Source organism: Haloarcula pelagica (genome assembly GCF_030127105.1).
Taxonomy (GTDB): domain Archaea; phylum Halobacteriota; class Halobacteria; order Halobacteriales; family Haloarculaceae; genus Haloarcula; species Haloarcula pelagica.
This window is the reverse complement of sequence record NZ_CP126161.1, coordinates 2,399,808-2,424,085: the sequence shown is the minus strand read 5'-3', so window position 1 is coordinate 2,424,085 and position 24,278 is coordinate 2,399,808. Positions and strand designations below refer to the sequence as shown.

Below are 24,278 nucleotides of genomic sequence, written 5' to 3'. Positions count from 1 at the left end.
AAATTAAATCGCGCGGCAAGCCCCGGTAATGGGTGGCGCAGCGAACGACAGTGGGTGGATGGAGCGATCAGTCCCGTCGCCGGTCCCGCCGGACGATACCGACGCCTGGTACGCGCCGTCGGTCCGGGAACAAGACGAGCTCTACCCCGGCGTCGTGGTCACTATCCGGTCGGTGGGCGACGACTTCGGCTACGAAGTCCGTGAACCGGTCCTGGGTGTCGAGGAGGCCGAGGCGCTGTCGACGGTGGAAGCGTACTTCGAGACGGCCACTCGCCAGCGGCCACGGACCAGAGAGGGCGCCATCGAGCGGATGCAACAGGGGTTCGACCCGAAACACCGCCGGGTACTCGACCGACTCGTCGACTGCTCGCCGGCCGGTCGGCGCCGGATCGAGTACCACGCGCTCTGTTCGCTGGCGTGTCTCGGCGACCTGACGCCGTACGCGCTCGACGACCGGATCAATGTCGCCGATATCGACGCCGACGGTGTCGTCGTCCACACGGCCGACTACGCCCCCGCCGAGACAGAGCTCGATCCCGACCCGACGTACATCGACCGGTTCACCAGCGAGCGCGTCGAGCGCCACACCGTCGAGTTCCACGAGTTCGAGATTCCGGTCGTCGTCTACCGGGAGCACCTGCTGGGCTCGGACCCGTTCACGACCAAGTACGCCGTCAGGGAGCCGTCGCTGCTCCCCGGGGACGAGGCACTGATCGAGGAGTGCAAAGAACGGATCTGGGAGACCAGCGTCGACGGGCTCGTCGAGGACCGCGTCGAGTTCGTCCGGGACCGCGCCCGGTCGCTGCTGGCACGCCAGTTGACGGTCCGGAACACGACCGAGTGGCTCGACGCGGCCCGCTACAGGCTCCGGGCCGCCCTGGCCGAGTTCGATCTGGCGGTCCCGCCCGTCGACCGCCGGTTCTCGGACGGCCGACTGGACGACCTGTTGTACTACGTGCTCCGTGATCTGGTCGGCTACGGGCAGTTGACCGTCCCGATCCGGGACCCGACTCTCGAAGACATCGAGGCGAACCGGGTCGGCGAGCGCGTCAAAGTCCTCCCCCGCGCGGACCTGGGCCACGACGGGCGGGTCCCGACGAACCTGACCTTCGACTCCGAACAGGGCTTCGTCAACGTGGTCACGCAACTGGCTGCGGACGACGGAACCGAACTCAACGCCTCGAACCCCAGCGCGAAGATCAACGTCGACCCCGACAGCGAGACGGTCCACGACGCCGACGAGACGGTCCGCTGTGCGGTCGCGCTCCCGACGATCAGCGAGAGCGGCCCACACATCTCGATCCGCAAGCAGTCGGCCGACGCGATGACGCCGGTCGACCTGGTCGAGCGGGACGCCCTGCCGACGGAGCTCGTGGCGCTGCTGTGGCTGTTCTACGAGTCCCACGGTGTCGTCCTGTTCTCGGGCGCGACCGGTGTCGGGAAGACGACGCTGATGAACGCCCACATGCCGTTTATCCCCTACCGCGACCGGCCGATCAGCATCGACGAGGGGTCACGGGAGGTCCGGATTCCACACGAAACGGGGGTGTCGCTGACCACACGCGAGCACGAGCGCGACCACCGTCGGGTGACGATGGCGGACCTGATGACGCAGTGTAATTACTTGAACCCCGACGTGGAGGTCATCGCCGAGATCAACACCCCGGCATCCTTCGAGACGTTCGCCGAGACGCTCAACACCGGCCACGGCGTCATCGGGACGACCCACGCCGACGACATCGAGACGCTCGTCAACCGCGTCATCGAGAAGGGCGTCCCGACGTATCTGCTCGAAGAGATCGATCTGGTCGTGTTCCCGCGCCACGTCGACGGGGAACGGTACGTCGGCCGAGTGGTCGAGTTCGTCGACGATGCACAGCCCGGCGACTGGGCCGGGACGATCCGCAAGAACGGTGCCGTCATCCACTACAACACCGTCTGCTGGCGACGGCCGGACGGGAGCTACGCCTTCGGCTACGACCACCCGTCGCTCGGCGACGAGAACCGGCAGGTCGAGACCGCCGCGTTCGAACGGCTCGGGCGACTGAGAGACGAGTCAGTCGAGACCGTCGAGGACGAGTTCCACCGGCGCCACCGCTACGTCAAGTACCTCGTCCGGGAAGGGTGTCGTGAGTTCGACGAGTTGTTCTCCGTCCTGGCGGACCTCCAGACCAACGAGGCCGCGACCGTCGAGCGACTGCGCCGGCGGGCCGACGCCGACAACGCCGGACCCGAGGCAGGGGCGAGCGATGACGACTGAGGCCCGGCACCTCGGACTGCTCGATCGGGGGCTCTACGCCCTGTTTGCCCACCACGCGGACGACGCTCGTCACTCCCGGACCCGGGAGCGGTATCGGGAGGCGAACCCCGATGTCGGCTTCGGACTGTACGTGGCACGGCTCTACGCGCTCTCCTGGGCCGTCTGTCTGGCGAGTGGGGCGCTGACCGCGTCGGCCGCAGTAGTGCTTCCGACAGCCGTCGTCGACGCGGTCGTCACGGTCGGGACCAACAGCCTCCCGGTTCTGGATCGGATCGAGACACCGCCGGTCCCGCGCCTCCTGACTGCCGTCGTCGCGGGGGTCGTCAGCGGTGGACTGGCCCGCTGGGCCGTCTTCCTGCTCGGGAGCCGCTATCTCGCCTGGGTCGCCACGGCGCGCCGGGCCGACATCGAGGCGACGCTCCCCGGCGCGGTCCGCTACCTCCGGGTCCTCGCCGCGGGCTCGCACGACCAGCGCGCCGTGTTGCGGGCCGTAGCCGAACAGGACGCCTACGGGGAGACCGCCGTGGCGTTCCGCCGAGCGCTCAACCGGGCCGCACTGACCGGGAGCCTCGACGAGGGGTTAGAGCGGGTCGCCAGCGAGACCCCGTCGCGTGATCTCCTGGCGCCGTTCCTGTTGAAGTTCCGCGAACACGCGAACCAGAGCGCCGAGGCGCTGGAGGGATACCTGAAGATGGAAGGGCGGCTGCTCTCACACCAGCAGAGCCGCCGCCACGAGCGGGCGACTGGGTATCTCGAACTGCTGGCGGAACTGTTCGTCGTCTTGCTCATCCTCCCCGCGCTCGTCGTCCTCATCGTGACGGTGATGAGCGTCCTCGCACCGGGGCTGTCTCGGCCGGTGTCGACACCGGTGGGATCGCTGTCGACACAGGCTGTCGTCGTCGCGGGAAGCGCCGCGTTCGTCCTCGCCGCGGGCGCGCTCTCGGCGGCCGTCGTCGTCACGCTTCGACCGCACAACGCGGGGACACCGTCGTACAGCCGCCCGGACGATCTCGTCTCGATCCTGGCGACGGCGCCGTCGAACCCCGCTAGTGCGACGGTCGTCTGTGTGCCACTCGGCGGGCTGATCGCGGCCGGGTTGTGGGCGCTCGGCTACGGGCCGCTGAACGTCGCGTTGCTCACGTACGCGGCCGTCGGGCTTCCGGTCGGAGTGGTCTCGATCCGGCGTGCGAGGCGGGACGACGCGAAAGACCGCGAGATCCAGGACTTCGTCCACGCGGTCGCGGGCCACGTGGCACTGGGGCGTCCGTTTCCGGACGCCGTCAGGCGTGTCGCACGGGATGTCGAGCTCGGTGCGCTGGCCGACGACGTACGGGCGCTCGCGTTCACGCTCGAACTCGGCGATAGCCCCTCCGACGCGTCCGCGGACCGGCGGGCTGCGGCGCTGGATCAGTTCGTCGACCGGGTCGGCACACCGCTGGCCGAACAGACCGTCGGCCTCGTCGTCGGCGCCCTAGACGCCGGCAGTGACGCGGAGGAGATCTTCGAGACGCTCCAGACGGAGATCGGCAAGCTCTACCACCAGCGGAAAGCCCTCCGGTCGGCACTGCTCGTGTACGTCGCCGTCGGCTGGACGACGGCAGTGCTCGTCGTCTGTATCACCGTCGCCGTGAACGTCTACGTCCTGGAGCGGTTCGCACAGCTATCCGCGGTGACGAGCGGACAGAGTATCGCGTTAGACCCCGACGCGATCGATCCGTCCCGTGCACGCCGGCGGTTCTATCTCGTCACACAGGCAACGATGCTCTCCTGTGGCTGGTTCGCCGGGACGGCCAGCCGGGGCGTCTACGAGGCGGTGCTCCACTCCAGCCTGCTGGTCGTGCTCGGCTACGTCGTCTACGCCGGGGTGGGACTGCTGTGAGGCGCGCCCAGTCACACGTCGTCGGTGTCGTCCTCCTGCTGGGGTTGACCGTCCTCGCACTGGGCGGGCTTACGGCCACGGTCGGGACCGTTATCGATGGCCAGACGGCCACGGCAGACGCGACCCGTGTCGCGGACACGTTCCGGAACGGGCTGGAGCCCGTCGCACAGACCGGCCCGGGAACGACACGGGTCCAGTTCACCGACGGACGGCTGACGACTGCACAGCGGGACCTCCGGGTGTTGAACGGGAGCGGCGTCGTCCGTGTCGTCCGGATCGACGCGCTCATCTACACCGCCGGCGGCGCCCGGGCCGCCTTCGTCGCCGGGGCCGTCACCCGAGGGCAACCCGGGGAGGGGTGGCTCGTCAGCGATCCGCCGGTGACCGTCACCCGGACCAACGACACGCTGGTCGTCGGCGCGCCACGGGTCAACGCCAGCGGCGGTGCAGTCGCCGGCGACGCTGTCACCGCGCGGGTTCGGACGAACGTCACGCACACCCGGGAGCGGCTTCCCAGCGACGACTACCGGGTCGCGATCGAGACCCGGACACCGGAGGCCTTCGGGCGATACTTCCGGCGGATCGGGCTATCGACGACGATCCGCGACATCGACGGCGACGGGACGCCGAGTGTCGTCGCCAGTGTGGGCGGACGGGAGACGGTCTATCTGATCGGCCACGACATGCGCACGGAGGTGGCACATGGATAGCCGCGGGCTCAGTACCGTCGTCGAGCGGCTGCTGGGACTCGGTGTCGTCGTCCTCTACATCGGGCTCCTGACGACCACGTTGTACGGCGGCGTGGTCCCCGAGTACCGGTCCGCAGTTGGGACGGAGCTGGGCGAACGAACGCTGGTGCAGTCCGCGGCGCGGGTCGAGGGGGCGGTTCCGCCACGGGCGCGACACGTCACCGCTGGGGTCCGGGTCGATCTGCCGGCGACCATCGACGGCACGGCGTACACGATCCGGACGGACGGCGGCGCGCTCGTCCTGGACCACCCGGACCCGTCGATCGGCGGGCGCGTTCGTCCGGTCCTCCCGCCACGGGTTAGTTCCTTCGACGGAACCTGGGAGAGCGGCGAGCGGACGGTCGTCACCGTCGACGGTGGGCGAGGGAACGTGACAGTGACCCTGGAGGGGAGTTGATGGGAGTCACAGGCGACCGCCGGAACGGGACCCGTGCACAGACATCGCTCCCGTCGCTCGCCGTCGCGTTGGTCCTGCTGACGGTTGTCACCGGGCTGGCGCTTTCGGTCGCGGACGGGACGCTGGCGCGTCACGACCGGACGCCCGACGAACAGCGGGTTGCCGCGGCCACCGCTGAACGGCTGGTCGATCCGACCGGACCGCTGGCAGCGCGTGCCAACGTCCTCAACGCGACACAGGTCGACGCGTTCGACCGGTCCCGACTCGTCCGGGCGGTCCCGCCGGCACGGAACGCAACAGTGACGGTGTCGCTGAACGGGTCGAGGCTCGCCTCGACCGGAACACCGGACGGTGGGGCGACGGTCCGGCGGATCGTCCTCGTCGAACGCCGGACGACCAGAAGTGTCACGCCGAACGTGACCGGGACCGGGTCGGTGACGCTGCCGCGCCGGACGACGACGGCGACGATCTCGATCTCGACGCCGCCCGGCACGGAACTGTGGACGGTCAGGGCCGGCGATCGAATCCTGTTGCACAACCGAAGCGGGTTAGCGGGGACGTTCACCGTGTCGCTGGTGCCCTACGAGACGACGGAGCTACGGTTCGAGGGGGCCGGGACCGTCCCCACGGGATCGGTGACGGTGGCCTACGCGCCCCCGCGGACGACGAAAGCGACACTCGAGGTGACCGTCGATGGGTAGGGGTCAGCTCCCGCTGTCGGTGCTGGAAGTAGCGATCGGTGTCGTGGTGATCCTGAGCGTCACGCTGGGCTTTGCGTTGGGGCCGCCGGCGGCGGACACCCGCGGCCCACAGCTGGACGCGTACGCCAGCGACGTGGCGACGGTGCTGGCCAACGAACAGCCGCGCCACGGCGGTTCGACGCGGCTCCGGGAGGTTCTCGCCAGCGAGGCGACGTTCGATCGGGAACGGGGTGCGCTCGAACGGCGCGTCGAGCGGATCCTCCCCGAGAACGTCCTGTTCCGGGTCGAGACGCCACACGGAACGGTCGGGCTCGCCCGGCCGCGACAGACGACGACGGGAACGGCCGTTATCCCCACCGGGATCGGACGGGTCAGGATCGAGGTGTGGTACGCGTGAGACAGCGCGGACAGCTCGTCTTGGTCGCGGCGATACTGGTCGCGGTCGCGGTCGCACCGCTGGTACTCGCAGCCTTGCAGCTCGGGTACCACGAGGATGTCCGCGCGACCGCCGACCACGACGAACCGACAGCCGCGACACTGCGCGTCCTCGACCGCGCGGTACCGGTCGCCAGTGCGAACGTCCCCGGGGAGTACGGGTGGGCCCGGCGCCGTGGTGCTGTCAGTGCTGTCCGTGGGGACCTCGCGCCGACGCTCGACAGGCTCCGGACGGGGCGTGTTCGGGACGGAACGGTCCGGAACGTCAGCTACAACACGACGGCCGCGGCGGCCTGGCAGCGCGCGCTGCCCGGGCGGTCCGAACCGTGCGTTCGGCCCCTGTGAGACGGATCGGGCCGTCGTCGTCCAGGAGCGCGCTGGCCGGACCCACGTGCTCGCGGTCGGGTTCGACGTGGCCGTCACGACACGCCGTGGGACCACTCGTGTCACGGTGGTCGTCACCGTCGCCGGCTGAAGTCGATCTCGATCGAGTCACTCATTACCGTACGACCGTATGTCGTGGTAATGACGCGGGATTCAGTCCACGGGGACGTTCAGTTCCTGACTGGCTCACCGGCGCGGTTCGCCGTGTTGTCCGCACTGGCCGAGTCCCCGGCCCGCCCCTGTGAGCTCTGTGACCGGATCGACGCGACGCGGACGACGATCCAGCGGATCCTGGCCGGCTACAGCGACCGACAGTGGGTCCGGAAGGTCGACGGTGACTACCGACTGACACTGACCGGTCGGCGGGTGTACGAACGCTACGAGTCGCTGCTTGCCGAAACCGAACGAGCCAAACAGTTCGGCCCGCTCGCGGAACACCTCGGACCGATCGGCGACGAGCTCCCGGATGTCGTTCTGGACACCGGAACGATCACGGTCGGCAGTGAACAGACCCCGTTGGCGCCTGTCAACCGACTCACCGAGTGGTTCGCGGCCGCCGAAGGCGATGTCAAGACGGTCTCACCGATCGTGGCCGCGATATTCAACAACACCGCGACGACCCTGCTGGAGCAGGGAACCAGAATCGAATCCATCATCGACCACAGCGTGTTAGAGCGGTCCGAACGGGAGTTCGACGACGCACTGGCGCGGGGGGTCGACGACGAGTCGATCGAGTTCTACGTCTACGAAACGTCGCTCGATTTCGGTCTCGTCGTCGACGACCGCGGCTGCTGTCTCGGTGCGTACGACGACAGCAACAACCTCCGGGTGACACTGGTCGTCGAGGACCCGGCCGCGCGAGAGTGGGCCCTCGACCGGTTCCACCGCTACCGCGAGGACGCGACACCGCTGGAGACCGTGCTGTCGGCACCGGAGTGACGGCAGTAGGAGAACTGGTGGCGGCGGTCTCCCGGGTGGAGGTAGGGCCGAAGCGTCACGGGACACCTGCCGCACCGGAAGGGCAGTAGACGTTAGTCGCCGTACCATCCTATACCTACGGCCCACACTATGTTACGGGACTCGGGACATGTTACAGCACCAGTAACAGTCGTTGTTGTCGACCCACGGCGCCACGCCAGCACTGGTCGAGCGGAGCCCAACACGTTCCGCCGTGCATATCGTATAAGTACCACCGGAGCGTCGGTGTAGATATGTCACCACCCGGACGGGAAGTCCAGTACACTGAGTCGGATGTCATCGAGGTGTTCAAACAGCGCGAGGATTACGCCGAGCCGTTGACTGCGTCCGAGATCGCCGATCGACTGGGCTGTTCGCGCCGGACGGCACTGAACAAGTTACACGCGCTGGAAGACGAGACGGACATCACGAGCAAGAAGGTGGGCGGGCGCTCGCGGGTCTGGTGGATCCCGGTCCGGACCGACTAGAGGTCCCACTCCTCGGCTCGTTCCTGTGCCTCCGTACGGGCCTGTTCGCGGATCGCTTCGATCTTCGCTTCGTTCTCTAAGAACGCTTCGACTGCCCCCTGTGGTGATGCCGCCGTGGAGTCGTCCTCACCGTGTGTCGCGGGTGCTGACTGGTCGGCGGGGGACGCCCGACGCGTGCTCCGGGCCAGCGCGGGATCACCGGCGAGTCGCTCCGCGGCCATGCCGGGGGGGATCTCGTCGGCCGTCGCGTTCGGGAGTGCCGACTGCGCCGTCGCGTGCATCGCGACGTGGTAGGGACCGGGGACCGCGAGGTCCGCGAGCGCCGGCGGGCCGCCCCGTTCGGTCCCAGTGTGATACGCCCGCGTCGGGACACCCTCCTCGAAGACGACGACTCCCTGCCCCTCGGCGTCGAGTAGCAGCGCGTCCTGGGATTCGAAGACCGCGTAGCCGGTGAACGCCCGGTCGAGCGCCTCGGCCAGCGTGTCCCGCGGATCGGCGACGACACGTGACTTCTCCAGACGACCCGCCGGCAGGTTCATGGCGGTTCCGGGATGACGGCGCTTCGAACGCGGTCGGCGACTGTCTCCGAGGGGACCTGACGGGGAGAGATCGCGTCCGCCGTGCGGCGGAAGGCCTCGGCCGCGTCACACGCCGGTGCGTGTGCGAGCAGCGGCCGTCCCGCCCGACGGGCCTCGCGAACCTGTTCGCTCTCGGGGACGGTCGCCAGGGTCGGTCCGTCGAAGTATCGCTCGGTCTTCCGGGCGATGCCCTCGATATCCGCGTCGGATCGGACCTTGTTGAACAGGACGCCCGCGACATCGGTTCCGTAGGAACTCCCGTACTCCTGGACCTTCAGCCCGTCCGAGATCGCGGGGATCGTGGGCTGGAGGACGACGACGATCCGGTCGGCCATCACGATGGGGAGGACCGACGCACGGCTGTCCAGTGCCGGCGGGGAGTCCAGCAGAAGGACATCGGTGTCGGCCGCAAGCGTCGCGACGGCCTCACGGAGCCGCTGCGGGTCGGCGTCGCGGAAGCCGTCGAGGCTCGTCCCGCAGGGGACGACCGTCATCCCGAAGCGGTCGTAGGCCGCCGCACGGACCGACCGATCGCCGGCGAGCACGTCGTGGAGTGTCGTCTCCGCGTCCGAGAGGCCGGCGTGAAAGAGGAGGTTCGCCATCCCGGTGTCGGCGTCGACGACGGTCACGTCGTAGCGCTCGGCCAGTGCCATCCCCAGGGCGACCGTGCTGGTGGTCTTCCCGGTCCCACCCTTCCCGCTGGCGACGGCGAAGACTTCGACCATGCCAGTTCTCCTTCCGCCCTCGCATAAAAAAGTTCGCAGATAATTCGGTCGAAAAAACTCACCGCAGCCCCAGCGACTCCAGGTCGACGTGATCGGTCACGAGGGCCTCAGCACGGTCGTACGGGTCGTCTCGACCGCGACCGCGATCGACTCGAACGTCGCTGCCGGCCGCATCGAGCGTGTTTTTCACGAAGGCAGTTCGCGCCTCGTCGTTCGCAAAGAGGTCGTGGAGGTAGGTCCCGAGAACGTCGTCGGTCGCGGCACCGCTGGAGGGAAACGGCCGGTCGATGTCGTCGAGTGGCTCCGTCTCGCCCATGTGGATCTCGTATCCCTCGACGACGCCGGTCGCGCCGGCCAGCGGACCGACTCCGTCGAGCCGGCGGCTGACGCGTTCGACCGTCTTGTCCGGCGAGAACGCCGTCTCGACCGGCAACAGCCCCAGTCCCGCGACCGTCTCGCTGTCGCCGGTGCCCTCGATATCGGCGTTCGTGATCCGCTCGCCGAGCATCTGGTAGCCACCACAGAGGCCCACTATCGGGCCGTCGAACGCCGACAGCGCCGCGTCGAAGCCCGCCTCCCGGAGCGCCAGGAGATCGTCGACGGTGTTCTTACTCCCCGGAAGCACGACGGCGTCGGCGTCGGCGAGCGATGCGGAGAGGGGAACGTAGGCGACACGGACACCCGGCGTCGCGGCGAGAGGCTGGAGGTCGGTGAAGTTCGAGATGTGTGGCACCCGCGGGACCGCGACCGTGATCGCGTCCGCGTCGGCGACGCCGTCGTCTGCTCCCTCGACCGCTCGGCCGCCGACCGGTGGGAGCGCGACGCTGTCTTCTTCGGGAAGTCCCGGGTCGTCGTAGGGGACGACGCCCAGGACCGGGACGCCGGTGCGGTCCTCGAACTCGTCGACCCCTGGCGCGAGCAACGACCGGTCGCCCCGGAACTTCGTGATCACCGCACCGGCGACCCGCTCCCGGAGGTCGGCGGGCAGCAACGCCAGTGTTCCGACCAGCGACGCGAACACGCCCCCGCGCTCGATGTCGGCCACGAGGAGAACGTCGGCGTCGGCAAACCGGGCCGTCTCGACGTTGGCCAGGTCCCGGTCGTGGAGGTTGATCTCCGCGATCGAGCCCGCGCCCTCGGCGACGATCACGTCGTGTGCGGCGGCGAGTCGGCGGTGTGCCTCGCGAGCGGCCGTCAGCGCGTCGTCCCAGTGCTCGTCGTAGTACTGGCCCGCCGACAGGTCCGCGACTGCCTGCCCGTCGACGATCAGTTGTGACTCGCCGTCGCCGCGGGGCTTCAGCAGGACGGGGTTGTGATCCGTCGTCGGCGGGACGCGAGCGGCCCGCGCCTGGACGTACTGGGAGACGCCGATCTCGCCGCCCGGCGTCGCGCGGGCGTTGGTGCTCATGTTCTGGGCCTTGTAGGGAGCGACCGAGACGCTCCGGTCGGCGAGATAGCGACAGATACCGGCCGCTATCGTGCTCTTTCCCACGTGGGAGGCCGTCCCGGCGACCAGGACCGTCCGTGCGTCCGGCATCGCTGGAGGTCGGGGCGGGGCGGACAAGAGTGATTCGGCGGCGGGCTTTTCGCTCCGAGAGACCAACGGGGAGTGTGAACGACCGGGACCGCCTCTACGAACACCTCGCCGCGACGGCCGAGCGCCCCGTCGAGCGGACGGCGAGCCACTGGCTCGGCGAGGCGGAGGCCATCGCCCGCGATCTAGCCAGGAGCGACCTCGGCCGCGAAGTGCGGAGAGAGCGCCTCGCAACCGTCGCGAGCCTCCTCTCGGAAGTCGAGGAGACGGGCGATCCGGTCGCTGACGACCACCTCGATCGAGCCCAGTCGCTCGTTACGGCACTGCTCGCGGAGTGAGTCAGTACTCGGTTCCCTTGCGCGCGGAGTGGCCGGCCTCCAGCGGGTGTTTGACCTTGGCGACCTCGCTGACGAGATCCGCGTGGTCGAGGACGTAGTCGGGCCGGTCGTGCCCGCCCGTGAGGACAAGTTCGAGCGAGTCGGGTTTGCTCTCGATCAGGTCGAGGAGCGCCTCGGGGTCGATCAGGCCGCGGTTGGCGGCGTACAGCACCTCGTCGAGGACGAGCATGTCGACGCCCGCGTCGGCCGGCCCGTCGGCGGGAAACGGGTCGGCTGTGGCTGCCTCGGCCGTCGCGTCGACGATCGCTTGGGCCCGGTCGAGCGCCCCCTTCGCCCGGGCGGCGTGTTCGTCGTCGTCGCTGCCGTCGAGGAAGCCGTGCCAGCCGTAGTGACCCGCGTTCTCGTAGGAGAAGCCCGGCAGCGCCGCGATGGCGTTGTACTCGCCACGCACGTCCTCGACGGTGCCGGTGCCGCCTTTCATGAACTGGAGGAAGTGGACCCGGTAGCCGTGGCCGACGGCTCTGGTCGCCATCCCGAGTGCGGCGGTGGTCTTTCCCTTCCCGTCGCCCCACCAGACCTGGACGAGGCCGAACTCCTCCGGGCTGGCCGGTTCGATCGGTTCGGCGGTCGGGCCGGCGTCGTTGGCGTCCATACCGGGGGGTTACGGCCTGTCGACATCTGTCTGACGGTCAGTGACGACGCCGTAATCGGTGGTCGCCGGCGCGGGCGGCCCGTCGTCGTAGTGGCTGTCGATGCTCGCCGCGACGGCGTCCCGGACACACGCCCGGGTCGCGGCGCCGACCGGGGTCGCGCTCCCGGCGAACGCGGCCCGCTCGCAGTCAGGGGCGGTCCCGACGAGCACTGCGTCGGAGGTGGTCCCCGGGACGCCGGCGAGCGCCCGGAGTGTCGCGGCCTTGGCTTCGACGGCCGTCGCCAGCAGCGTCGCGAGCGCGCCGTCGCCCAGCGCCCGCTCGACGCCGACGAGGAGGTTGACCGTCCCGGGGCGCCACGCCGCCGTATCGGCACCGTCGCCGGTCCCGCTCGTCGCCCCGTCGCCGTCGACCGGAAGCACCGCCGGATTGGAGAGTCCGGCCGTCGCGACCACCGTCACCGGTCCGTCCCGAGCGCGGCGGGCGTTGTCCATCCGGACGCCGGTCAGTAACGTCGGCCCGACCGGAACGCCCGCGGCACCGAGCCGTTCGGCCCGATAGCTGTCGAGGTCGGTCCGGTCGAACCCCGTCGGAACGGTGACGTTGTAGCCGGCGTCGGCCCGCTCGTAGCCGCCGTCCCAGGCCGTCGACAGCCAGCGCGTGTCCGGCCGACGGAGCTGACAGATCCCCTCGCGGACGGTCGTCTCGAAGGTCACACGCCCAGTGCCTCCAGCAGCGTGTCGTTGTCCGTCGGTGTGCGAACCGCCACGCGGACGTGGCTGTCCAGTCCGCGGAACGTGCGCGCGTCCCGCACCGCGATCCCCGCCTCGCCCGCCTCGGTCAGGAGGGCGTCGACATCGGTGTCCGACACCGACAGCAGGAGGAAGGGAGCGTCCGACGGGAAGACATCGAAGCGGCTCCGCAGGCGCTCGCGCATCCGTTCGCGTTCGCTGTCGACCCGCTCGCGCGTGCGGTCGACGAACGCCGACTGCCGGTAGCAGTGCGCCCCGACGACGGCCGCGGCGGTGCTCATCGACCACGCGCGCCGGGCCGTCCGGAGCCGTGCCAGGTGGTCGCCGGTCCCGACGGCGTAGCCCATCCGGACGCCGGGGAGCCCGAACAGTTTCGTCAGCGAGCGGGCGACGACGACGCCCGGTCGGCCGGCCAGCGACGGCTCGTCGGTAAAACCCAGAAAGGCCTCGTCGGCCAGCAGCGTCGTCCCGGCGGCCCGACAGCGGTCGGCGAAGGCCCGCAGTGCGTCGGGGTCGGCGGTCTCGCCGGTCGGGTTGTTCGGGGTACAGACCACCGCGAGCGCGTGGGGGCCGGGCTCCGCATCGAGCAGGTCGTCGTGAGCGACGAAGGCGGGCTCGGCACCCTGGAGACGGACCTCCCGTGCGTACTCGCCGAAACTCGGTCGCGGGAGGAGGACGGAGTCGCCGGCCCGGACCGTCGTCTGGATCGCCAGCCGGATCGCCTCCAGTCCGCCGGCGGTCGGGACGACCTGGCCGGGCTCGCAGTCGACGAACGCGGCAGCGGCCGCGCGAAAGTCGGGGTAGCCGTCGTTCGGGTACGTCCGCGCACGGTCGAGCGCGTCCGCGAAGACAGCCGCCACGTCCGGCGGCGTCTCCGGATTGGTGTTGGCGCTGAAATCCAGCACCGCGGGGTCGTCGCTGCTGCCGTGGGGCACCCGGCCGTCAGCGTCGATAGCGCCGTCGGCCCCGCCCCGTGCCCGCAGCCCTCGGACCGTCTCGGGATCCATGTCGCTCCGGACGGCCGGCAGCGTGGAGAACCTTTCGAGCCTACAGCCGGCGCTTTGCGACTCGGGCGTCGGCCAGCGTGTTGACGTTGACCGCCAGCCGCGGCTCGCGGAACAGGACCGCGTCGTCGCCCTCGTCGCCGACGACGTTGACGCCGGTCGGGGCGACCTCGCGGCCCTCACGGAGAAACGTCGTGTCGTCGCTGACACCCAACTCGCGTTTCAGTTCCGCCGGGACCAGGGCCGTCAGCGATCCGGCGTCGTAGCGGTCGAGGACTCGATCGACGGTCGGGCCGTCAAGCAGCGGCAGGTCCGCGGCGACGGTCAGCACCGGTGTCGACACCCGCTCGTCCGCCAGCGCCGCGTCTAGGTCCGTGACGTACCCCTCACCCGGCGTCTCGATGATCGGCGCGCCGAGGTGGGCGCGGGTCTCCGGGGCGTGTGGCGAGGTCACAGCATAGACGCGGTCGACGCCGCTCTCGCGGAGCGCCCGTCGCACCCGATCGACCATCGGGACGCCGTCGACCCGAAACAGGGGCTTCTCCCCGTCGGTGGCCAGTCGGGTCCCGCGGCCGCCACACATCACCAGCGCGTCCACAGCGCCACCTCCCCGAACAGCGCCGTCGCCGCGACCCCGGCGTGGAGCGCGCCGACGCGGGCGAGTTCGTTGGTCGCACCGAGGACATCGCCGCCGACGCCGTCGAGACGGGCGTGTGCCCACCGGCGGGCCAGCACCGCGACGCCCAGTCCCGCGACGACTGCGACCGCGGTCGCGGGGACCACGAGGACGGCGACCGGGACGACCACCGCCAGCGGACCGAGCAGGTCGGCCGGTCGCTTGTCGCCGGCCACGGTCGCGCCGAACCCCTCGTGGCTCGGTCGGCCCAGACACGCGACCGCCGCCATCGCGAGTTTCGCGCTCACCTCGGCGGCGACGACGAGTGCGACGGCGACGAACGCCGGGAGCGCGGCTGCCGCGAGCGCCCCGAGCGCAAGCGCGGCGAGAGCGGCCCCCAGCGCCAGCACCGCGCCGACGCCGACGGTCGTGTCCCGCATCACCTCGCGTCGCTCGCTCGGATCGCCGTGGACCGCGGCGGCGTCCCCGAGGTCGGCGAGGCCGTCGGCGTGGTTGACCCCGACGACGAGGACGACCGCAGCCAGGTAGCCCGCCGCCACGACCGGCGCCGGAAGCGTCCCGGCGGCCAGGAACGGGACGGCGACGAGCGCCCCGACGACGTAGCCCGCCAGCGGAAACGCCGTCGGACTCGCGGTGAAGGCCTCCCACGCCGCCTCGCTGTGGCCGACCGGGAGCCGCGAAAGGAAGCCGAGTGCACCCCGGAGCGCGCTCAGAGCCACGCGACCACCCCGACCAGGAGATACGCCAGCACGCCCGCCGCACCGACCCGGCGGACGGCCCGGCGTGCACCGGCGACCGACGGGAGGTCGCGGTCGGCGTTGAGGACGTAGACGCCTGGCTTCTCCAGCCGAGCGCCCAGGGCTGCCGCGGCGACGCCCATCGGCCACCCGGAGTTGGGCGAGGGGACCCGGTCGAGCCACCGGGAGGCTCGCCAGAGACTCCCCAGTCCTGGAAGCCCACGGCCAGCAACAGTGCGCTGAGCCGGGCCGGGAGCCACATCACCGCGTCGTCGAGTCGGGCCGCGGGCGTCCCGACCAGTTTCGAGCGGTAGCCAAGCATCGAGTCCATCGTGTTGACGGCCTTGACCCAGGCGCCGGCCGCGGCGGCCGCCGGGAGCGGTGGGAGCCCGACCAGCGGGGCGAGGACGAGCGCGACCGCGAACGCGCCGAGGGGCCCGACCAGCCCGTCCGCGAGGTTCTCGGCAGCGCTCTCGACGGCCGCGCTTCGCAGGTGCCCGGGCGAGAGGTCGGCAGCGTCGCGGCCGGCGAGTGCCAGGAGTCCCGCGCGGGCCGCGTCGACAGCACGGTCGCTGTCGCGGATCACGTCGTTCGCTGCCGACAGGAGCCGTCGGAGACTCGCCGAGAGGAACAGCGCCACGCCAGCGACGGCGATACCGAGGGGCGCCGCGAGCGCGGCCGCCGCGGCGACGAGCGATCCGACGGCGAGTGCGGTCCCGAGCGGGAGCACCACAGCGGCGAGCGCGCCCGCGACCAGCGGCCGGTTCCACTCCCGGTCGACGACGCCGACGAGCGCACCCAGCCAGGCGACCGGGTGCCAGCGCGTCGGGGGCTCGCCGACGGCACCCTCCAGGATAACAGCGACGAGGACAGCCAGGACCGCGGCTCGACTCACAGCGATCCCTCCCGACAGCGGCTCGCAACGGTCGCGAGCGGTGTCTCGTCGAGCAGGACCGACCGCGCACCGGCCCGCCCCGCACCGCCGTCGGTCCGGGCGTCGTCACCGACGTGGACGAGGTCGGCCAGCGCGACGCCGAGGGCGTCGGCCGTCGCCACGAAGCTCTCGCGGTGGGGTTTCCGCCAGCCACAGTCCACGCTCGTGACGACGGCGTCGAACGGACCGAGCGAAGTCCGATCGAGTGTCCGGCCGACCAGGCCCGGGACGCTACAGTTCGAACAGACCGCGACCGGCCCCCGCTCGCGTGCCGCGGCGACCGCCGCCTCGGCGTCCGGCCGGACGCGCACTGGTGTATCGAAAGCGTCGAGAACTGCCGCTCGCGCGACCCGGTCGGATGCGTCGACGCCGCGACTCGCGAGCGCGAGTCGGACGTGCTCTGGGAGTGGTGCCTCCCGGCCCCGCTCGTACTCGCGGTGGGAACACCGATAGGCGTCCTCCCAGTCGTCCGGGACCGTGACCCCGCGATCGGCCAGGGCGTCGGCGACGGCGTCCCAGGGGGCGTCGGGCCTGTCGGCCGTCACCAGTGTCCCGAACAGGTCGAACGAGAGTGCCACGTTCGCGTAGTTACTGCAATCGTACTTGAACGGTGCGGTGAGAGCGGCGTCGGTGCCGGTCGGCAGATATCAAGGGGTTCTGATAGTTCGGCGTCAGACAAGTGTCAGTCTTCGATTACTGTGGATCGGAGAAGCTACCATATTTTGTATGTTTCTTCGGCCGTATACAGTCAGATCGAGTACCTAAACCGCAAGACAATGCTCGGGTGAGTTCCACTCTGTCGACCGGGCGATCGGCGTGGCTGGGATCAGTATACGGATCGAAAAGTGATACGTAAACCGAGAGGAGTTCGTTACCAGCGGTGGTGGACACCGTCGTAAACAGTGTCCTCGTAGATGTCACGCACCGCGCCGTGGGTCTGGTTCGACAGCGGTTCCATCCCGCTGACCGCCGCGTTGGCCTGGACGTGTTCCGGGGTCGTCGACCCCGGGATGACCGTCGACACCGCGTCGTGGTCGAGGATCCAGCGCAGCGCCATCTGTGCCATGGTCATCCGCTCGGGCACGTGCTCCCGGAGCGCGTCGACGGCGTCGAAGCCGTCCTCGACGGGGAGACCCGCGAAGGTCTCTCCGCGGTCGAAGGCCTCCCCGTCGACGTTGAAGTTCCGGTGATCGTTCTCGGGGAACTCCATGTCCCGCGAGAGCGTCCCGGTCAGCAGTCCGGAGGCGAGTGGCACCCGTGCGATGACACCGATATCACGCCGGGCGGCCTCCTCGAAGAACAGCTCCGCCGGGCGCTGGCGGAACATGTTGAAGATGATCTGGACGGTCTCGACCCCGGGGTACTCGATAGCTTTCAGGGCCTGCTCGACTTTCTCGACGCTGACGCCGTAGTGGTCGACCTTCCCTTCCTCCTGCAGGCGTTCCAGGGCCTCGAAGGTCTCCGGCTGGTAGTACGCCTCCGTCGGCGGGCAGTGCAACTGCACCAGTTCGAGGGTATCGGTCCCGAGGTACTCCCGAGAACGGTCGACGAACCGCGAGAGGTTCTCGTAGTTGTAGCGGTCGGCGGTGTGGGGGTCCAGGCGCCGTCCGGCCTTCGTCGCGACGGTGACCTCGTCGCGGACCCCTCGCTCGTCAAGTACCTCGGCGATCCGTTGTTCGCTGAAGCCGTCGCCGTAGACATCGGCGGTGTCGATGAAGTCGATGCCGGCGTCGAGTGCGGCCCGAACCGCCTCGCGCCCCTCCTCGGCGTCGACATCTCCCCAATCACCGCCGATGTTCCAAGTTCCAAAGCCAACGTCTGTCACTTCGTAACCGGTCGAACCGAGTGGTCGGTGGTTCACACCTCGCGATAGCGGCGGTCGGCACTAATGCCTTCCTCCGAGCGCGTGGAAAAACGGGCGTGAGCCCGCGTGCGGGTCGCGGCGGACGTGCCATGTGGACGCCGACAGCTACTCGACCCACTTCGCCCGGCGGATGTCGTACCCACCGCAGACCGGACAGGAGTGGTATTGGATCTCGAAGGCGCTCCGGCAGGACAGACAGACGTACGGCTGTCGGTCCGCTGTGCCCAACCCGGAGACGACTTTCGCCTTGTCAAAGACACCCATCGACGACCACGTCAACCGTACTCGCCACGGCGGTATAAAAACCGGAGATCGTTCACGCCATTTTACGCGGCTGGAGTCTCCCGATTTGTTCGCCGAGACGGGGCCGGTCGACGGGACCGTCCGCAGCCGTATCCGCGTCGGCATCGGGAAGCAGATGCAAACTGTTTTGCGAAACCGATGTCGTCTCGTAGTATGAGCGACTACGCGAATCTGTTCGGTCGGGGCGGACTGAACGATCAGGTCGACGCGGACGCCTTGCTGTCCGACATCGGCCTCGACGAATCGGAGATCGCATGGCGCAAGTCGTTCGTCGGGTTCGACGACGCCGACGTAGATCGGTTGCTGACGCTGCAGGAGACGTTCGAGGACCACGCCGAAACGATCGGCGAGCAGTTCTACGAGAACCTCCTCGAACACGACCAGACTGTCGAAGTCATCGAGCGGTCGCCGAAAGCGATCGACGCGCTCAAACAGACTCAGGAAGCGTACTTCACGACCCTCGCGGGCGGGGACTACGGGGAGGAGTACTTCCGGAACCGTGCCCGGATCGGCAAACTCCACGACGTTCTGGAGATGCCGATGAAACACTACATCGGCCAGTACGGGGTGTACTACGACCTGATCCTGCCACTGCTCGCCGACCGACTCGAATCGCGTGTCAGCGACCGCCTGGCCTCGGAGTGGCCCGGGACGGCGGCCGACGGCGGCACCGCGGCGGCGTCGGGCGACGAGTCGACCGACCTCCCCGACTCGGTCGAGTCGGCTCTCGACGAGGAGATCACGGCGTTCGGACGGGAGTTGCTGTCGGTGCTGCGCATCATCAACCTCGATATGCAGGTCGTCGCGGACACGTACATCCACTCGTACAACGAGAAAGTCCAGGCGGAGGCCGCCCGCCGCGAGCGCCTGGCGACGGAGGTGGAGGAAGACCTAGAGGAACCACTGGCCGAGCTCCGTCGCTCGGCGGACGATATCGCCCAGCGAACACAACAGATCTCGGGGTTGACCGACGACCAGGCGGCGCACGTCGACACCATCGCCAGGGAGGTCTCCGGGATGAGTGCGACCATCGAGGAGGTCGCCGCCAGCGCGTCACAGGTCGAGACCAGTAGTACACGCGCCCGCGACCTCGCCGAAGAGGGCCAGACCGCTGCTGACGAGGCCGTGGACGTGATGGACGGTGTCAGTTCGGCCGTGGACGAGGTCGCCGACGATGTCGACGATCTCCGGGACCGCGTCAGTGAGATCGACGAAGTCGTCGAGGTCATCAACGACATCGCCGAGCAGACCAACATCCTCGCGCTCAACGCCTCGATCGAGGCGGCGCGTGCCGGGGAGGCCGGGTCGGGGTTCGCCGTCGTCGCCGACGAGGTGAAGTCCCTGGCCGGCGACTCGCAGGCCCGTGCCAGCGAGATCGAGACGTTGGTCGCCGACATCCAGGCCGACACCACCGAGACGGTCGAGAGTCTCGACACCACGACCGAGCAGATCGAACGCGGGATCGAACGGGTCGGGGAGGCGATGGACCTGCTCGCTGACATCACCGATGCGGTCCGCGAGACGGCCGACGGTATCAAAGAGGTCTCGGCGGCGACAGACGACCAGGCCGCGACGACCGAAGCGATCGCGAGTATGCTCGACGAACTCGTCGAACAGAGCGACACCGTCGTCGCGGAGGTCGAGCAGATCGCCGCCGCGACCGAACAACAGGCCGCGACCGTCGACGAGATCTCACGGACTGCGAGTCGACTGAGCGAGTGACCACGGAACAGTCGGACTGCCTGGCACCGTCGGGGAGCGAGTGTCGGTCCACGGGTCGACCGGAATTAGTATTGTGACACTCTGGGAAACTGGACCTTATAGCCCACAAACGACCGTTTGCGGAGATTTTACTGCTCACGTCGTTCGCTGGAGAAGTCCGCCCTCCCCGATTTGAACGGGGGACAAGTCGATCTACAGTCGACTGCTCTACCAGTCTGAGCTAAGGGCGGTTACGTGAGAAACGACCCGCTGTCAAGACTTAAGGGTTATTATTCGACAGGGGTGCGGCTGACCGTCACACGGGCGAATCGCACGAAAGAATATTACTGACGGTGGGCGTAGACAGTGGTACGGTGCTCGGGGACTGCCCATACTGCAACGACCGCTTGACCAACGCCAAGAAGTCCGTCACGTGCGATCACTGCGGAGAGGGGTTCCACGTCGAGTGCGCGCGTGACATCGAGGGCTTCGAGGTGACCGTCGAGTCGCATCTCCTCAGATCAGACACCTACTCGGTTACATGTCCGAACTGCGGGGACGACTGGGAAGTCGGGTTCGACCCCCGAGACGACTGACGACAGACAGCCGTCAGACAGCGCGGGAAGATTTAATTACTCGGGCGCCATCGTGTCTGACGAGTCGGATGAGCAAGATCACGTTCCGCGCCGACGACGACCTCGTCGCACGGCTCGAGGAGTTCGACGCCTCCAAGAGCGAGGTCATGCGGGAAGCCCTCCGGGAGTACCTGGGAGAGGGCACGCCTTCGACGGCCGACGGTGCCGTGTCTCCCACGTCGACGGACATGGACAGCATCGACGAGTTCATCGCGGAGCGTGTCGACACGATCATCGCCGACAGACTCGACGACGCCCCCAGCCGTCAGCGCGCACAGGACGTGAACGTAAACATCACGCTTGACGGCGACTCGCGGTCTGTGACGCCGGATTCGGAGTCCGAGTCCGACGGCGCCGACGGCGTGTCACACGACCCGTCGGCGGATGTGTCACACGACGCTGAGTCACGTAAGACGGACTCGGCCGCCGACGAAACCGCCGAGTCGAGCGTGGCACGTGACTGTGCCCAGTGTGGTGAGACGGTGTCGTCGTCCCACGTTTACTGCCCGAACTGTGGGGAAAAAGCGTCCCGCCGCGTGTTCTGTGAGTGCGGTGACGAGCTCCGGTCGGACTGGGGATTCTGCCCGAGTTGTGGCCGCCGGACGCCAGCAGCCGACGTTCTCGATAATTCGTAAACGCCGTGTACGCCACAGACAGCCCCGTTTGCGTCGGAAACGTCCCGATGTCATACGACCGGGGAAAGTTTTAATACATAACGGTCTGTGGTACAGGTTGCGTAAGACGGCTTGTCTTACGCGGCGGTCGCCGGGGCGGCATGGACGCCGCAGTCCGGCGGTTTCGCCGTGTAAACAGTCGGCCCGGGCCGCGTACGGCACCGGACCGAGTCGTCTTACCCAAAGGGGAAATACGAACATGGAGCGTGTGACACTACGGATTCCGAAACAGCAGATCGAAGAGGTCGAACAGATGGTCGCGACGGGGGAGTACCCCAACCGGAGCGAGGCGATCCGGGCCGCTGTTCGTGAGATGCTCGCCGAGCAGGAGAACTCCGAGCGGACCGGGAACCGCAAGCGGAGCTGGGCGAGGGCATAACGATGCAGGATATCGTCAACGAAGCCCTCGAACGCGACGAGCAAGAACAGAAGCAGCTGTCGGACGAAGATGTCGACGGGTTCGGTGACCCCCGTATCGTCATCGTCGGCTGCGGTGGCGCCGGGAACAACACGGTCAACCGCCTGTACAACATCGGCGTCGAAGGTGCCGACACCGTGGCGATCAACACGGACAAGCAGCACCTCAAGATGATCGAGGCCGACACGAAGATCCTCGTCGGGAAGTCCCTGACCAACGGCCTCGGTGCCGGTGGCGACCCCTCGATGGGCGAGCGGGCGACCGAGATGGCCCAGGGCACGATCAAGGAAGTCCTGGGCGACGCCGACCTGGTCTTCGTCACCGCCGGTATGGGTGGCGGGACCGGGACGGGTGCCGCCCCCGTGGTCTCGAAGATCGCCAAAGAGCAGGGCGCGATCGTCGTCGGCATGGTGTCGACGCCGTTCAACGTCGAGCGTGCCCGCACCGTCAAGGCAGAAGAAGGGCTGGAGAAGCTCCGCCAGGAAGCCGACTCGATCATCGTCCTGGACAACAACCGCCTGCTCGACTACGTCCCGAACCTGCCGATCGGGAAGGCCTTCTCGGTGATGGACCAGATCATCGCCGAAACCGTCAAGGGGATCTCCGAGACGATCACCCAACCGAGCCTGATCAACCTGGACTACGCCGACATGACATCGATCATGAACCAGGGCGGCGTCGCCGTCATGCTGGTCGGCGAGACCCAGGACAAGAACAAGACACAGGAGGTCGTCAAGGACGCGATGAACCACCCGCTGCTGGACGTGGACTACCGCGGCGCCAGCGGCGGCCTGGTCCACATCACCGGCGGCCCGGACCTCACGCTGAAGGAGGCCGAGGGCATCGCCCAGAACATCACCGAGCGCCTGGAGGCCTCGGCGAACGTCATCTGGGGCGCCCGCATCCAGGAAGAGTACAAGGGCAAGGTCCGCGTCATGGCGATCATGACCGGCGTCCAGTCCGCACAGGTCCTGGGGCCGACGACCCAGAAGCAGGCCAACAAGTCCCGTGAGGCCATCCAGGAGGTCGGCGACGACACCTCCTTCGACGCCAGCGAGAACGTCGAAACCGGTGGCGCGAGCGCCGGCGGCCAGAGCGGTGGTCGGAGCAGCAGCGGCCACTCCGCGGGCTACGGCGAGACCGACGGCGGGCGCAGCGAGGTCGAGACCAACAACGGTCTCGACGTGATCCGGACCAACGAGTAACCCGTCGACTCCCGACCCCCACTTCTCCCGTTTTTTCGCCCGACCAGCGACGCCGTCAGGCCACGCCCGTCTGTGCGTAGCCGTCGATCCGGTCGCCGTCCGCGTCGTTCAGGAACTCGATGTCGATCGTCCCGCTGCCGATGTCGTCGAGATACTTCACGTCGCCGGTGCTCTCTTCCAGGTAGACCAGTTCGGGAGTGCTGTCGCCGTCGACATCGGCAGCCGCCGTGGTCGCTTTCTGTGCGGTGGGTGCCGACCCGCCCGTCACGTCGCCGCTCGTCACCGTGTCCCCGCCGGTGTCGTCCGTGAGGACGATATCGTTGCCGCCGTCGACACTGGCGACTCGGACCGCGCCGTCGCCGTCGAAGTCGGCCATCGTCCCGGCACCGATGCCGGTACTGGAGCCGAGACTGACCGACGTATCCTGGACGCTGCCGCCGGGTTCGAGATACTGGACCGTCTGGCTCGCGTCGACGAAGACGAGTTCGTCCGTGCCGTCGCCGTCGATGTCGCCCGGTCCGACGACCGCGTTCGCCCCGTCGCCCGGCGCCGCGACGACGGTCCCGCCGCCGGCGGGCGTCGCTCGGTAGATGGCCGACGGGCTCGTGTCGTTGACGAAAAACACCGACGGCGGGCTCCCGTTCCAGGAGCCGGTGGCCAGGCGCGTCTTGTCTTCGGTGACATCGGGGACGGTCGCGCTGGTCGTGACGGTGGTCACGTCCCCGGTCGCGTCGACGAGTTTGACGGCCCCGCTCCCGTTGACGTACGGGACACCCGGTGCGCCGTCGCCGGTGACATCGGCGTTTGGCGGGCCGATGGCTTCGATCCCGCTGGCGTTCGGGACCACGCTGACGGTGCCGCCGTCGCCGGCGATGGTGGTGATCTCGGTGGCGTTGCCGGTGAAGATCGTCCCGCCGGGGAACCGACCGGAGGCGACCGTCGCCCCGATGTCGAACCGCGAGAGGATGTAGGAGGACGGTTCCCCCTCGGATTCGATCCAGACGATCCGGACGGTCTCGTCCTGGGGGAAGACGACGACCGACTGGCCGGCCGAAAGCGTCCGACCGCGGAGGACATCAGGATCGGCGACGCCACGGAGCGTGACGCGGTCGCCGTCGAGTTCCGGCCCGGCCTCGTGGACGAGTTCGTAGGCGCCGCTGTCGGTCCGTTCGAGGTCGAAGGCCGTCTCCGGGGCGGGCGTCTGTTCCTCGGTCAACTGGAAGACGAACACGGCGGACGCCCCCACCAGCAACACCACGATACCGAGCATGAGGACACCGCCGACGACCGGCGAGACGCTCCGCTCACTGGCGAAAGAGACCCCGGGGACCATCGTATC

General features: G+C 68.7%; 26 protein-coding genes, 1 tRNA gene and 2 pseudogenes. 16 read left to right on the top strand and 13 right to left on the bottom strand.

The features are described 5' to 3' along the window. Nucleotides 1-28: 28 nt before the first annotated feature. From P1L40_RS12745 to P1L40_RS12705, 9 genes and pseudogenes are all read left to right on the top strand, one after another. Nucleotides 29-2,260: a type II/IV secretion system ATPase subunit gene (locus P1L40_RS12745; protein WP_284007499.1), complete on the top strand. Its 2,232-nt coding sequence runs from the start codon at nucleotides 29-31 to the stop codon at nucleotides 2,258-2,260. Beyond that, nucleotides 2,250-4,139, top strand: coding sequence for a type II secretion system F family protein (locus P1L40_RS12740; protein ID WP_284007497.1), 1,890 nt, complete (start codon nucleotides 2,250-2,252; stop codon nucleotides 4,137-4,139). The genes P1L40_RS12745 and P1L40_RS12740 overlap by 11 nt, the downstream gene beginning before the upstream one ends. Beyond that, nucleotides 4,136-4,849, top strand: coding sequence for a DUF7289 family protein (locus P1L40_RS12735; RefSeq protein ID WP_284007495.1), 714 nt, complete (start codon nucleotides 4,136-4,138; stop codon nucleotides 4,847-4,849). Before P1L40_RS12740 ends, P1L40_RS12735 begins: the two co-directional genes overlap by 4 nt. Next, nucleotides 4,842-5,285 (top strand): DUF7266 family protein, encoded by a 444-nt coding sequence (locus P1L40_RS12730; RefSeq protein ID WP_284007494.1) that lies wholly within the window; start codon nucleotides 4,842-4,844, stop codon nucleotides 5,283-5,285. The genes P1L40_RS12735 and P1L40_RS12730 overlap by 8 nt, the downstream gene beginning before the upstream one ends. Next, nucleotides 5,285-5,986, top strand: a complete 702-nt coding sequence (locus P1L40_RS12725; protein ID WP_284007493.1) for a DUF7263 family protein — start codon at nucleotides 5,285-5,287, stop codon at nucleotides 5,984-5,986. Before P1L40_RS12730 ends, P1L40_RS12725 begins: the two co-directional genes overlap by 1 nt. Beyond that, the gene (locus P1L40_RS12720; RefSeq protein ID WP_284007492.1) at nucleotides 5,979-6,383 is read left to right on the top strand and encodes a DUF7262 family protein; all 405 of its coding nucleotides are present in this window, start codon (nucleotides 5,979-5,981) and stop codon (nucleotides 6,381-6,383) included. The genes P1L40_RS12725 and P1L40_RS12720 overlap by 8 nt, the downstream gene beginning before the upstream one ends. After that, a pseudogene (locus P1L40_RS12715) lies at nucleotides 6,371-6,896 on the top strand (DUF7261 family protein). Before P1L40_RS12720 ends, P1L40_RS12715 begins: the two are co-directional and overlap by 13 nt. A gap of 50 nt (nucleotides 6,897-6,946) precedes the next feature. Next, nucleotides 6,947-7,744: a helix-turn-helix transcriptional regulator gene (locus P1L40_RS12710; RefSeq protein WP_284007489.1), complete on the top strand. Its 798-nt coding sequence runs from the start codon at nucleotides 6,947-6,949 to the stop codon at nucleotides 7,742-7,744. Nucleotides 7,745-8,016: 272 nt separating this feature from the next. Beyond that, a complete protein-coding gene (locus P1L40_RS12705; RefSeq protein WP_284007487.1) occupies nucleotides 8,017-8,250 on the top strand; it encodes a helix-turn-helix domain-containing protein in 234 nt (77 codons plus the stop codon). Here the strand turns inward: P1L40_RS12705 and P1L40_RS12700 are convergent. From P1L40_RS12700 to P1L40_RS12690, 3 genes are read right to left on the bottom strand one after another with little or no spacing between them, the layout of a single operon-like run. Beyond that, on the bottom strand, nucleotides 8,247-8,789 hold the full coding sequence (locus tag P1L40_RS12700) for a DUF8054 family protein (protein ID WP_284007486.1): 543 nt from the start codon (nucleotides 8,787-8,789) through the stop codon (nucleotides 8,247-8,249). The genes P1L40_RS12705 and P1L40_RS12700 overlap by 4 nt on opposite strands. After that, nucleotides 8,786-9,553 carry a nucleotide-binding protein gene (locus P1L40_RS12695; protein WP_284007484.1) on the bottom strand — a complete coding sequence of 256 codons (768 nt, stop codon included), beginning with the start codon at nucleotides 9,551-9,553 and terminating at the stop codon, nucleotides 8,786-8,788. Before P1L40_RS12695 ends, P1L40_RS12700 begins: the two co-directional genes overlap by 4 nt. Nucleotides 9,554-9,611: 58 nt before the next feature. Continuing rightward, nucleotides 9,612-11,090 (bottom strand): cobyric acid synthase, encoded by a 1,479-nt coding sequence (locus P1L40_RS12690; protein ID WP_284007482.1) that lies wholly within the window; start codon nucleotides 11,088-11,090, stop codon nucleotides 9,612-9,614. 74 nt (nucleotides 11,091-11,164) lie between these two features. Between P1L40_RS12690 and P1L40_RS12685 the strand changes: the two genes are divergently transcribed. Further along, nucleotides 11,165-11,425 carry a DUF8152 family protein gene (locus tag P1L40_RS12685; RefSeq protein ID WP_284007480.1) on the top strand — a complete coding sequence of 87 codons (261 nt, stop codon included), beginning with the start codon at nucleotides 11,165-11,167 and terminating at the stop codon, nucleotides 11,423-11,425. 1 nt (nucleotide 11,426) lies between these two features. Here the strand turns inward: P1L40_RS12685 and P1L40_RS12680 are convergent, their stop codons facing one another. From P1L40_RS12680 to P1L40_RS12645, 8 genes and pseudogenes are all read right to left on the bottom strand, one after another. After that, nucleotides 11,427-12,077, bottom strand: a complete 651-nt coding sequence (locus tag P1L40_RS12680) for a cob(I)yrinic acid a,c-diamide adenosyltransferase (RefSeq protein WP_284007479.1) — start codon at nucleotides 12,075-12,077, stop codon at nucleotides 11,427-11,429. 9 nt (nucleotides 12,078-12,086) lie between these two features. After that, nucleotides 12,087-12,791: an adenosylcobinamide amidohydrolase gene (locus P1L40_RS12675; protein WP_284007477.1), complete on the bottom strand. Its 705-nt coding sequence runs from the start codon at nucleotides 12,789-12,791 to the stop codon at nucleotides 12,087-12,089. Beyond that, nucleotides 12,788-13,834, bottom strand: coding sequence for a threonine-phosphate decarboxylase CobD (cobD, locus tag P1L40_RS12670; protein ID WP_284007475.1), 1,047 nt, complete (start codon nucleotides 13,832-13,834; stop codon nucleotides 12,788-12,790). The genes P1L40_RS12675 and cobD overlap by 4 nt, the downstream gene beginning before the upstream one ends. Nucleotides 13,835-13,874: 40 nt before the next feature. Beyond that, a complete protein-coding gene (locus P1L40_RS12665) occupies nucleotides 13,875-14,414 on the bottom strand; it encodes an NTP transferase domain-containing protein (RefSeq protein ID WP_284011071.1) in 540 nt (179 codons plus the stop codon). Then, nucleotides 14,414-15,187 carry an adenosylcobinamide-GDP ribazoletransferase gene (gene cobS / locus P1L40_RS12660; protein WP_284007473.1) on the bottom strand — a complete coding sequence of 258 codons (774 nt, stop codon included), beginning with the start codon at nucleotides 15,185-15,187 and terminating at the stop codon, nucleotides 14,414-14,416. Before cobS ends, P1L40_RS12665 begins: the two co-directional genes overlap by 1 nt. Then, nucleotides 15,178-16,100: pseudogene (locus tag P1L40_RS12655) on the bottom strand (CobD/CbiB family cobalamin biosynthesis protein). The gene cobS and the pseudogene P1L40_RS12655 overlap by 10 nt, the downstream one beginning before the upstream one ends. Then, nucleotides 16,097-16,717: an HAD family hydrolase gene (locus P1L40_RS12650; protein WP_284007472.1), complete on the bottom strand. Its 621-nt coding sequence runs from the start codon at nucleotides 16,715-16,717 to the stop codon at nucleotides 16,097-16,099. The pseudogene P1L40_RS12655 and the gene P1L40_RS12650 overlap by 4 nt, the downstream one beginning before the upstream one ends. Before the next feature lie 293 nt (nucleotides 16,718-17,010). Continuing rightward, nucleotides 17,011-18,000: an aldo/keto reductase gene (locus P1L40_RS12645; protein ID WP_284007470.1), complete on the bottom strand. Its 990-nt coding sequence runs from the start codon at nucleotides 17,998-18,000 to the stop codon at nucleotides 17,011-17,013. A 94-nt stretch (nucleotides 18,001-18,094) separates the two neighbouring features. Here P1L40_RS12645 and P1L40_RS12640 point away from each other — a divergent pair, with 94 nt between their 5' ends. Together P1L40_RS12640 and P1L40_RS12635 are read left to right on the top strand one after the other, a co-directional pair. Then, nucleotides 18,095-18,463: a hypothetical protein gene (locus tag P1L40_RS12640; RefSeq protein ID WP_284007469.1), complete on the top strand. Its 369-nt coding sequence runs from the start codon at nucleotides 18,095-18,097 to the stop codon at nucleotides 18,461-18,463. Continuing rightward, nucleotides 18,460-20,028: a globin-coupled sensor protein gene (locus tag P1L40_RS12635; protein ID WP_284007467.1), complete on the top strand. Its 1,569-nt coding sequence runs from the start codon at nucleotides 18,460-18,462 to the stop codon at nucleotides 20,026-20,028. Before P1L40_RS12640 ends, P1L40_RS12635 begins: the two co-directional genes overlap by 4 nt. A 156-nt stretch (nucleotides 20,029-20,184) precedes the next feature. Here the strand turns inward: P1L40_RS12635 and P1L40_RS12630 are convergent. Beyond that, a tRNA-Tyr gene (locus P1L40_RS12630) sits at nucleotides 20,185-20,258 on the bottom strand. A 102-nt stretch (nucleotides 20,259-20,360) separates the two neighbouring features. On the opposite strand from P1L40_RS12630, the gene P1L40_RS12625 reads away from it, so the two are divergent. From P1L40_RS12625 to ftsZ, 4 genes are all read left to right on the top strand, one after another. After that, nucleotides 20,361-20,603: a hypothetical protein gene (locus P1L40_RS12625; RefSeq protein WP_284007466.1), complete on the top strand. Its 243-nt coding sequence runs from the start codon at nucleotides 20,361-20,363 to the stop codon at nucleotides 20,601-20,603. Between the two features lie 68 nt (nucleotides 20,604-20,671). After that, the gene (locus P1L40_RS12620; RefSeq protein ID WP_284007465.1) at nucleotides 20,672-21,277 is read left to right on the top strand and encodes a double zinc ribbon domain-containing protein; all 606 of its coding nucleotides are present in this window, start codon (nucleotides 20,672-20,674) and stop codon (nucleotides 21,275-21,277) included. 238 nt (nucleotides 21,278-21,515) lie between these two features. Beyond that, nucleotides 21,516-21,695: a ribbon-helix-helix domain-containing protein gene (locus tag P1L40_RS12615; protein ID WP_284007463.1), complete on the top strand. Its 180-nt coding sequence runs from the start codon at nucleotides 21,516-21,518 to the stop codon at nucleotides 21,693-21,695. A 2-nt stretch (nucleotides 21,696-21,697) separates the two neighbouring features. Continuing rightward, nucleotides 21,698-22,939: a cell division protein FtsZ gene (gene ftsZ / locus P1L40_RS12610; RefSeq protein WP_284007462.1), complete on the top strand. Its 1,242-nt coding sequence runs from the start codon at nucleotides 21,698-21,700 to the stop codon at nucleotides 22,937-22,939. Nucleotides 22,940-22,994: 55 nt separating this feature from the next. Here the strand turns inward: ftsZ and P1L40_RS12605 are convergent, their stop codons facing one another. Next, nucleotides 22,995-24,272, bottom strand: a complete 1,278-nt coding sequence (locus tag P1L40_RS12605; protein ID WP_284007460.1) for a type IV pilin domain-containing protein — start codon at nucleotides 24,270-24,272, stop codon at nucleotides 22,995-22,997. Nucleotides 24,273-24,278 lie beyond the last annotated feature (6 nt).

Excerpts from the sequence above, each read along its gene's own strand:
- P1L40_RS12745 (WP_284007499.1), top strand. The coding sequence starts at position 29 with ATGGGTGGCGCAGCGAACGACAGTGGGTGGATGGAGCGATCAGTCCCG.
- P1L40_RS12740 (WP_284007497.1), top strand. The coding sequence starts at position 2,250 with ATGACGACTGAGGCCCGGCACCTCGGACTGCTCGATCGGGGGCTCTAC.
- P1L40_RS12730 (WP_284007494.1), top strand. The coding sequence starts at position 4,842 with ATGGATAGCCGCGGGCTCAGTACCGTCGTCGAGCGGCTGCTGGGACTC.
- P1L40_RS12725 (WP_284007493.1), top strand. The coding sequence starts at position 5,285 with ATGGGAGTCACAGGCGACCGCCGGAACGGGACCCGTGCACAGACATCG.
- P1L40_RS12720 (WP_284007492.1), top strand. The coding sequence starts at position 5,979 with ATGGGTAGGGGTCAGCTCCCGCTGTCGGTGCTGGAAGTAGCGATCGGT.
- P1L40_RS12710 (WP_284007489.1), top strand. The coding sequence starts at position 6,947 with ATGACGCGGGATTCAGTCCACGGGGACGTTCAGTTCCTGACTGGCTCA.
- P1L40_RS12705 (WP_284007487.1), top strand. The coding sequence starts at position 8,017 with ATGTCACCACCCGGACGGGAAGTCCAGTACACTGAGTCGGATGTCATC.
- P1L40_RS12700 (WP_284007486.1), bottom strand. The coding sequence starts at position 8,789 with ATGAACCTGCCGGCGGGTCGTCTGGAGAAGTCACGTGTCGTCGCCGAT.
- P1L40_RS12695 (WP_284007484.1), bottom strand. The coding sequence starts at position 9,553 with ATGGTCGAAGTCTTCGCCGTCGCCAGCGGGAAGGGTGGGACCGGGAAG.
- P1L40_RS12690 (WP_284007482.1), bottom strand. The coding sequence starts at position 11,090 with ATGCCGGACGCACGGACGGTCCTGGTCGCCGGGACGGCCTCCCACGTG.
- P1L40_RS12680 (WP_284007479.1), bottom strand. The coding sequence starts at position 12,077 with ATGGACGCCAACGACGCCGGCCCGACCGCCGAACCGATCGAACCGGCC.
- cobD (WP_284007475.1), bottom strand. The coding sequence starts at position 13,834 with ATGGATCCCGAGACGGTCCGAGGGCTGCGGGCACGGGGCGGGGCCGAC.
- P1L40_RS12665 (WP_284011071.1), bottom strand. The coding sequence starts at position 14,414 with ATGTGTGGCGGCCGCGGGACCCGACTGGCCACCGACGGGGAGAAGCCC.
- P1L40_RS12635 (WP_284007467.1), top strand. The coding sequence starts at position 18,460 with ATGAGCGACTACGCGAATCTGTTCGGTCGGGGCGGACTGAACGATCAG.
- P1L40_RS12620 (WP_284007465.1), top strand. The coding sequence starts at position 20,672 with ATGAGCAAGATCACGTTCCGCGCCGACGACGACCTCGTCGCACGGCTC.
- P1L40_RS12615 (WP_284007463.1), top strand. The coding sequence starts at position 21,516 with ATGGAGCGTGTGACACTACGGATTCCGAAACAGCAGATCGAAGAGGTC.
- ftsZ (WP_284007462.1), top strand. The coding sequence starts at position 21,698 with ATGCAGGATATCGTCAACGAAGCCCTCGAACGCGACGAGCAAGAACAG.
- P1L40_RS12605 (WP_284007460.1), bottom strand. The coding sequence starts at position 24,272 with ATGGTCCCCGGGGTCTCTTTCGCCAGTGAGCGGAGCGTCTCGCCGGTC.